Source organism: Micromonospora sp. NPDC003776 (assembly GCF_053605645.1).
Genome location: NZ_JBSGJR010000326.1, coordinates 1 through 7,650, shown reverse-complemented (window position 1 = coordinate 7,650; position 7,650 = coordinate 1). Strand labels below are relative to the sequence as shown.

General features: G+C 73.9%; 5 protein-coding genes and 1 pseudogene. 5 read left to right on the top strand and 1 reads right to left on the bottom strand.

What is annotated here, in order from left to right; genetic code table 11:
* Positions 1 to 83 precede the first annotated feature (83 nt).
* The 5 genes and pseudogenes from ACWEVO_RS23485 to ACWEVO_RS23465 form a co-directional block, all read left to right on the top strand.
* Positions 84 to 836, top strand: a pseudogene (locus ACWEVO_RS23485) (phosphate acyltransferase PlsX); the annotation flags it as partial.
* Complete coding sequence (gene rnc, locus ACWEVO_RS23480; protein ID WP_452309672.1) at positions 833 to 1,633, top strand: ribonuclease III; 801 nt, start codon at positions 833 to 835, stop codon at positions 1,631 to 1,633. The pseudogene ACWEVO_RS23485 and the gene rnc, both read left to right, overlap by 4 nt.
* Positions 1,626 to 2,483 (top strand): bifunctional DNA-formamidopyrimidine glycosylase/DNA-(apurinic or apyrimidinic site) lyase, encoded by an 858-nt coding sequence (gene mutM / locus ACWEVO_RS23475; protein WP_452309671.1) that lies wholly within the window; start codon positions 1,626 to 1,628, stop codon positions 2,481 to 2,483. Before rnc ends, mutM begins: the two co-directional genes overlap by 8 nt.
* Positions 2,484 to 2,718: 235 nt before the next feature.
* The gene (locus tag ACWEVO_RS23470; RefSeq protein ID WP_452309670.1) at positions 2,719 to 4,938 is read left to right on the top strand and encodes an MMPL family transporter; all 2,220 of its coding nucleotides are present in this window, start codon (positions 2,719 to 2,721) and stop codon (positions 4,936 to 4,938) included.
* A 317-nt stretch (positions 4,939 to 5,255) separates the two neighbouring features.
* Complete coding sequence (locus tag ACWEVO_RS23465; protein WP_452309669.1) at positions 5,256 to 6,770, top strand: MFS transporter; 1,515 nt, start codon at positions 5,256 to 5,258, stop codon at positions 6,768 to 6,770.
* Positions 6,771 to 6,825: 55 nt separating this feature from the next.
* On the opposite strand, the gene ACWEVO_RS23460 is transcribed toward ACWEVO_RS23465, so the two are convergent.
* A partial coding sequence (locus ACWEVO_RS23460) for an endo alpha-1,4 polygalactosaminidase (RefSeq protein WP_452309668.1) occupies positions 6,826 to 7,650 on the bottom strand: 825 nt, incomplete at its 5' end.

The window sequence follows — 7,650 nt, the reverse complement described above, 5'->3', positions numbered from 1 at the left end:
GGCGTCGTCGAGCCGGGCGAAGCCGCGCCGGAAGGCGGCGTGGTCGTCGAGGATCAGTGCGGTGATGTCGTCCATCGTGGTCACCTTCCGAAGCGCGCGCGGAGAGCACCGTTCGCGTGGCGGCCAGCGCCGTCCGCGACGGGTTCGCCGACGCGCTCGTCTCCGCCGGTTCGACCGGCGCCACCGTCACCGCCGCCGCGCTCGGCCTCGGCCGCTGGCCCGGGGTACGCCGCCCGGCCCTGGTGGCGACCCTGCCCGCCGTCGCCGGCCCGGTCGTGCTGCTGGACGTCGGCGGCACCCTGGAGCCCGGCCCGGCCACCCTCGCCCGGCACGCGGTGCTCGGCGCCGTGTACGCGGCCGTGGCCCACGCCGTCGCCACTCCCCGGGTGGGGCTGCTCTCGGTCGGCACCGAGGCGGGCAAGGGCGACCGCCTGCGCCGCTCCGCCGATCCCGCGCTCGCCGCCGTCCGGCTGCCCTGCGACGCCCGCTACGTCGGCCTGGTCGAGGGGTACGACGTCTGCGTCGGCACCCGCGCCGACGTCGTGGTCACCGACGGGTTCACCGGTAACGTGCTGCTCAAGGCGATCGAGGGCGCGTACGCGATGGCCGGCGGGCCCCCCGCGAGCGGTGGCGCCCCCCGCGCGGCGGCCCTGCTCGGCGTGGCCGGCACGGTGGTGGTCTGCCACGGCGCGGCCCGGCCCGACGACGTCGCCTCCGGCATCGCGCTCGCCGCCCACCTGTGGCGCCGCGGTGCCACCGAGACCATCTCCACCCTGCTCGCCGGCTTCCCCCACGATCCCGCACCCGACCGAAACGACACCGAGGTAGCACCATGACCAACGACAAGCGGCGGCGTGCTCCCGTCGCCCATCTGGAGGCGGCCTTCGGGGTGTCGCTCGACCCGGAGCTGCTGGAGCGCGCGCTGACCCACCGGTCCTACGCGTACGAGAACGGGGGCCTGCCCACCAACGAGCGGCTGGAGTTCCTGGGCGACTCGGTCCTCGGCGTGGTGATCACCACCGCGCTCTTCCACAACCACCCCGACCTGCCCGAGGGGCAGCTCGCCAAGCTGCGCGCCAGCGTGGTGAACATGCGCGCGCTGGCCGACGTGGCGCGCGGCCTGGGCCCGGAGGGGCTGGGGGCGTACCTGCTGCTGGGCAAGGGCGAGGAGGCCACCGGCGGCCGGGACAAGGCGAGCATCCTGGCCGACACCCTGGAGGCGCTGCTCGGCGCGATCTACCTCCAGTACGGCCTGGACACCGCCGCCATCGTGATCCACCGGCTCTTCGATCCGCTGATGGCCGAGTCGGCCGGCCGGGGTGCCGCGCTGGACTGGAAGACCAGTCTCCAGGAGCTGACCGCGGCCCTCGGGTTGGGCGTCCCGGAGTACCGGATCGAGGGCACCGGCCCGGACCACCTCAAGACGTTCACCGCCTGGGTGGTCGTGGCCGGCAACCGGTACGGCGGCGCGGAGGGGCGCAGCAAGAAGGAGGCCGAGCAGCGGGCCGCCGAGTCGGCCTGGCGGATGCTCACCGAGCAGGCCGAGGCCGAGGCCGCCGCGAAGGCCGCCGCCGAGGACGCCGAGGCGCCGGCCGACGGACCGGGGGCCGGGGCGGGCGCCGGCCGTGCCTGAGCTGCCCGAGGTCGAGACGGTCCGGCAGGGCCTGGCCCAGTGGGTCACCGGGCGGACGATCAGCTCGGTGGAGGTGCGCCACCCGCGGGCGATCCGCCGGCACGAGCCGGGCGCCGGGCACTTCGCCGACGTGCTGGCCGGCCGGACGATCACCGACGTCCGGCGCCGCGGCAAGTACCTCTGGCTTCCGCTGGACAGCGGGGACGCCCTGATCGGGCATCTGGGCATGTCCGGCCAGCTGCTGCTCCAGCCGGTCGGGGCGGCCGATGAGCTGCACCTGCGGGTCCGCTTCCGGTTCGCCGACGACGGTCCGGAACTGCGCTTCGTCGACCAGCGGACGTTCGGCGGCCTGTCGGTCTCGGAGGGCGGCGCGGAGCTGCCGGCGGAGATCGCGCACATCGCCCGGGACCCGATGGACCCGCAGTTCTCCGACGCCGACTTCGTCGTCGCGCTGCGCCGCAAGCGGACGGAGATCAAGCGGGCGCTGCTCGACCAGACCCTGATCTCCGGGGTGGGCAACATCTACGCCGACGAGGCGCTGTGGCGGGCCCGGCTGCACGGCGCCCGCCCGACCGACGCGCTGACCGGCCCGGCGGCCGGGCGGCTGCTCGGGCACGTGCGGGACGTGCTCGGGGAGGCGATCAAGCAGGGCGGCACCAGCTTCGACGAGCTCTACGTCGACGTCAACGGCGAGAGCGGCTACTTCGACCGGTCGCTGAACGCGTACGGCCGGGAGGGGGAGCCCTGCCCGCGCTGCGGCACCCCGATCCGGCGCGAGGCGTTCATGAACCGGTCCTCCTACAGCTGCCCCCGCTGCCAGCCCCGGCCCCGAGGAGCGGTGCGGGGATAACCCCGAGCCGACTCGGGGTTGCACCGGTGTGCCTCGCCGGGCGGTTCCCGGCGCGTTCCCCCGTCGTACCCGGAAAATCCTGGTCTGCCCGGTTGGTGGAGCCGGTTCGGGCCGCCCGGCCGGGCTCGGGCGGATCGGGGACGAGCCGGGGCCGTTCCCGGATGTCCGAGCGCCGCACCCTGCCTAGCGTCAGCACCGTCGGCAGGGGGCCGACGTGTGGAGGGGGAACCCAGATATGGGCAGGCGACCGGTGACCGTGCGGTTGGCACGGTGGAGTGCGGAGCACCCGTGGCGGGCCATCGCGCTGTGGGTCGTGTTCGTGGCGGTGTGCTTCGTCGGCGGCAACGCCGCGGGGCTGAACGAGGCGACCGACGCCGACCAGGCGATCGGCGAGTTCGGCCGGGCCGAGCTGATCGTCGACAGTGGCGGCTTCCACGAGCCGGCCACGGAGAACGTGCTGATCACGGCCCGTACCGGCGCGCTGGACCCGGCCGCGGCGAAGGCCGCCGCCGACGACGCCGCCGCGCGGCTGCGCCAGGTCGAGGGCGTCGCCTCGGTCGGTACGCCGCTGCCGTCCCGGGACGGCGACGCACTGCTGCTGCCGATCACCATGTCCGGCGACCCGGAGACCGCCGAGGACCGGGTGCAGCCGCTGCGGGACGCCACCGCGAAGGTGCAGGAGGCGCATCCGGCGCTGCGGGTCGAGGAGGTCGGCGGGCCGTCGATCGGCAAGGCGCTCAACGAGACCCTCGGCAAGGACTTCAAGCGGGCCGAGCTGCTCAGCCTGCCGGTCACCCTGGCCATCCTGGTCATCGCGTTCGGCGCGCTGATCGCGGCCGGCGTGCCGGTGCTGCTCGCGCTCTCCTCGGTCGCCGCGGCGATGGGGCTCTCCACCCTCGCCTCGCACCTGGTGCCCGCCACCGACACCACGGCCAGCGTGATCCTGCTGATCGGCATGGCGGTCGGCGTCGACTACTCGCTCTTCTACGTCCGGCGGGAACGCGAGGAACGGGCCAAGGGCCGGTCCGGGCTGGACGCCGTGGAGATCGCGGCGGAGACCTCCGGGCACGCCGTGGTGGTCTCCGGCACCGCCGTGATCATCTCGATGGCCGGGCTGCTGCTGGCCCAGGACGCCATCTTCTCGTCGCTCGCGGTCGGGTCGATCCTGGTGGTGGCCGTCGCGGTGACCGGATCGCTGACCGTGCTGCCGGCGCTGCTGGCCAAGCTCGGCCGCTGGGTCGACCGGCCCCGGGTGCCGGTGCTGTGGCGGCTCACCGCCCCGCGTACCGGGCGGCACGGCCAGCCGGCCCGGCCGCGGTTCTGGCCGGCCCTGCTCAAGCCCGCGCTGCGCGCCCCGCTGGCCACCCTGGTCGTCTCGGTCGGGCTGCTGCTCGCCCTGGCCGCCCCGGCGCTGGGCATGAAGCTGAAGTTCCCCGGCATGGAGGACGTGCCGCGCACCACGCCGGCGATGCAGGCGTACGACCGGCTCACCGCCGCCTTCCCGAGCAACGGCACCAGCCACACCGTCGCCGTGCGGGCGCCGGCCGCGCAGGCCGACCGGGTACACGCCGCGCTGACCGACCTGGCCGGTCGGGCCGCCGCCGACCCGCTCTTCGCGCCGGCCGAGGGGGACGGCCCGAAGATCAAGGTCTCGGCCGACCGCCGGGTGTCGGTGCTGGAGGTGGCCACCCCGTACGCCAGCCGGACCGACGAGGCCGCCCGGTCGCTGCACGAGCTGCGCGACGACTACGTGCCGGCCACGCTGCGCGGCATCCCCGGCATCGAGTACGCGGTCGGCGGCGGAGTCGCCGCCAGCGAGGACTACGCGCAGCACATCCGGGAGAAGTTGCCGATCGTGGTGGCGTTCGTGCTGGCGCTGACCTTCCTGGTGATGGCGTGGACCTTCCGCTCGGTGGTGGTCGCGCTCACCTCGATCGTGCTGAACCTGCTCTCCGCCGGCGCCGCGTACGGGCTGCTGGTCCTGGTCTTCCAGGGCGACTGGGCGGCCGGGCCGCTCGGCTTCACCTCGATCGGCGCGATCGTCACCTGGCTGCCGCTGTTCCTGTTCGTGGTCCTCTTCGGCCTCTCCATGGACTACCACGTCTTCGTGGTCAGTCGGATCCGGGAGGGCATCCGCTCCGGCCTGTCCAACCGGGAGGCGGTGGCGTACGGGATCACCTCCTCGGCGGGCGTGGTGAGCAGCGCGGCACTGGTCATGGTGGGCGTCTTCTCGATCTTCGCGACGCTGAGCACCATCGACATGAAGCAGCTCGGCATCGGCCTGGCGGCGGCGATCCTGCTGGACGCCACGATCATCCGGGCCGTGGTGCTGCCCTCGCTGATGACCCTGCTGGGCGACGCGAACTGGTGGGCCCCGCGCTTCCTGCGCCGTCGCGCCGCCACCCCGCCGGCCGAGCCGCCCGCCCCGGCGCCGGAGCTGGTCGGCGCCCGCTGAACTGATCCGCCGGAGGGCCGGACCGCACACCGCGGCCCGGCCCTCCGGCCGTCCCGCCCCCGGCCGGGCTTCCCGCCGCGCCCGCGCCGGGCTCCTCGATCCACTCGGCTTGCGGCGGATCGTGGTGTCCGGGGAGCCGGAGGGCCCGGGTTGCGGCAGGCGGAGTCGATCAAGCCGATCGACACCGGTGGCGTGACGCCGCGGTCACTGGAGGATTAACCCGCGCGGCGCCGGGGCATCTGGGCGGCCATGGACGAACAGCTCTGGCCGGGAGCCCGTCGTCACGCCCCGGCCCTCGCATCCCCCCGGAGGGCGTCATGAGCACCGACGTGCGCACCGGCACCGTACGGACCAACGTCCCGGCCCGCCTGGACCGGCTGCCCTGGTCCCGCTGGCACTGGATGATCGTGATCGGCCTCGGCACGGTGTGGATCCTCGACGGCCTCGAGGTGACCATCGTCGGCAACCTCTCCGGCAAGCTCGCCGAGCCGGGCAGCGGCCTGAGCATCACCCAGAGCCAGGTCACCGGTCTGGCTGCCGCGCTGTACGTGGCCGGCGCCTGCACCGGAGCGCTCTTCTTCGGCTGGCTCACCGACCGGTTCGGGCGGAAGAAGCTGTTCCTGCTCACCCTCGGCCTCTACCTGGTCGCCACCGCGCTGACCGCGCTCTCCTTCGACACCTGGTGGTTCTTCCTGTTCCGGTTCCTGACCGGCATGGGCATCGGCGGCGAGTACGCGGCCATCAACTCGGCGATCGACGAGCTGATCCCCGCCCGGCACCGCGGCCGGATCGACATCATCATCAACGGCACCTTCTGGCTCGGCGCGGCGCTCGGCGCGCTGCTGACCGTGCCGCTGCTCCACGGCCTGCCGACCAATCTCGGCTGGCGCGTGGCGTTCGGCCTGGGCGCGGTGCTCGGCGTGGTGATCCTGTTGGTCCGCCGGCACGTCCCGGAGAGCCCCCGGTGGCTGTTCATCCACGGCCGGGCCGACGAGGCGAACCATCTGGTCGACTCGGTCGAGACGGAGGTCAAGCGGGAGACCGGCAAGGAGCTCACCGAGGCCGACGACTACATCGAGATCCGGCAGCGGAAGAGCACCAACTTCCTGGAGATCGCCCGGACCCTGTTCGGCCGCTACCCGAAGCGGGCCACGCTGGGCTTCTCGCTCTTCATCGGGCAGGCGTTCCTCTACAACGCGATCACCTTCGGCTTCGCCCAGATCCTGCAGACCTTCTTCAAGGTGCCGACCGGCAACACCGGCTACTACTTCGCCGTGATCGCGGTCGGCAACCTGCTGGGCCCGCTGCTGCTGGGTCGCCTCTTCGACTCGGTCGGCCGGGTGCCGATGATCGCCGGCTCCTACATCGGCTCGGGCGTGCTGCTGCTCGGCACCGCCTGGCTGTTCCACGCCGGCGTGCTGAACGCGGTGACCATGACCGCCTGCTGGTGCGTGGTGCTGTTCTTCGCCTCGGCCGGCGCCAGCGCCGCCTACCTCACGGTCAGCGAGATCTTCCCGATGGAGACCCGGGCGATGGCCATCGCGTTCTTCTACGCGATCGGCACCGCCGCCGGCGGCATCACCGGCCCGCTGCTCTTCGCCAAGCTGGTCGGCACCGGCAAGGTCGGCGACACGGTGGTCGCCTTCATCATCGGCGCGATCGTGATGATCATCGGTGGCCTGGTGGAACTGGTCCTCGGCGTCAAGGCCGAGGGCAGGTCGCTGGAGGACCTGGCCACCCCGCTCAGCGCCGCGCACGCCGACATCCCGTCCCAGCGCGGGGGTACCACCACCGGCACCCCGGCCCCGCTCACCGGCGGCGCCGCCGGCTGACCGGACGCGACAGCAGGGGCCCCTTCGCCACGGCCTTGTGGCGGAGGGGCCGCTGTCAACTCCGGGGCCGCGCGCTCGGCGGCAGCGGGCAGGGGTCGCGCCAGGCGTCGAGGGCGCGGTCCTTGCGCATGGAGGCGAAGCCGTACCCGACGGTGGTGACGCAGAATGCGGCCGGGTCGCCGGTGTACTCGACGTGGAAGACCGGCTTGTCCGCGTCGGCGAAGGGCAGCAGCTTGGCGCACTCCCGGCGGCGTACGCACTCCTGGTTGACCGCGAAGTCGAAGTCCGGCGCGAGCGCGGCCACCTGCGGCACGTCGTCGACCAGCCCGGGCGAGAGGTCCAGCGAGCGGGCGAGGGTGGCCAGCCGCCGGTTGAACAGCAACTGGTCGTCGAAGCCGAGCGGGAAGCCGGACCGGTGCAGGTAGCCGTCGGCGTCGTCGAGCGCCACCGCCCCGAATCCCTTGCCCCGGCAGAGCCGGAACCGGTCGGCGAGCACCGGCGCCAGCACGTCCCACCGGCGTACGTCCAGCCAGCGGCGGCCGGGCCGGCCGCTCACCGGCGCGCCCCGCACGTCCACCGGGAACCGATCGACGTCCGGGTCGGCGGCCGCGTACGACCCGACGTCGACCTGGCAGACCAGCCGGCGGTCCCGGGCCCGCAGCGCGGTGGTCTCGGTGGAGGTGGTGCGCACCGGGTCGAGCAGGAAGACGTCCGCGTCGGCGGTGATGTCCAGCGGGCCGGTGAGCTGCCACTGCCACTGCCACTGCCGGGCCAGCGTCGCCGGCCAGGGTGTCGGCGCCCCGGGGGGAACGATCCGCTCCCGGCAACCGGGCAGCGGGGCGAGCAGCAGCACGGCCAGCAGCGCCGCCACGCCCCGGCC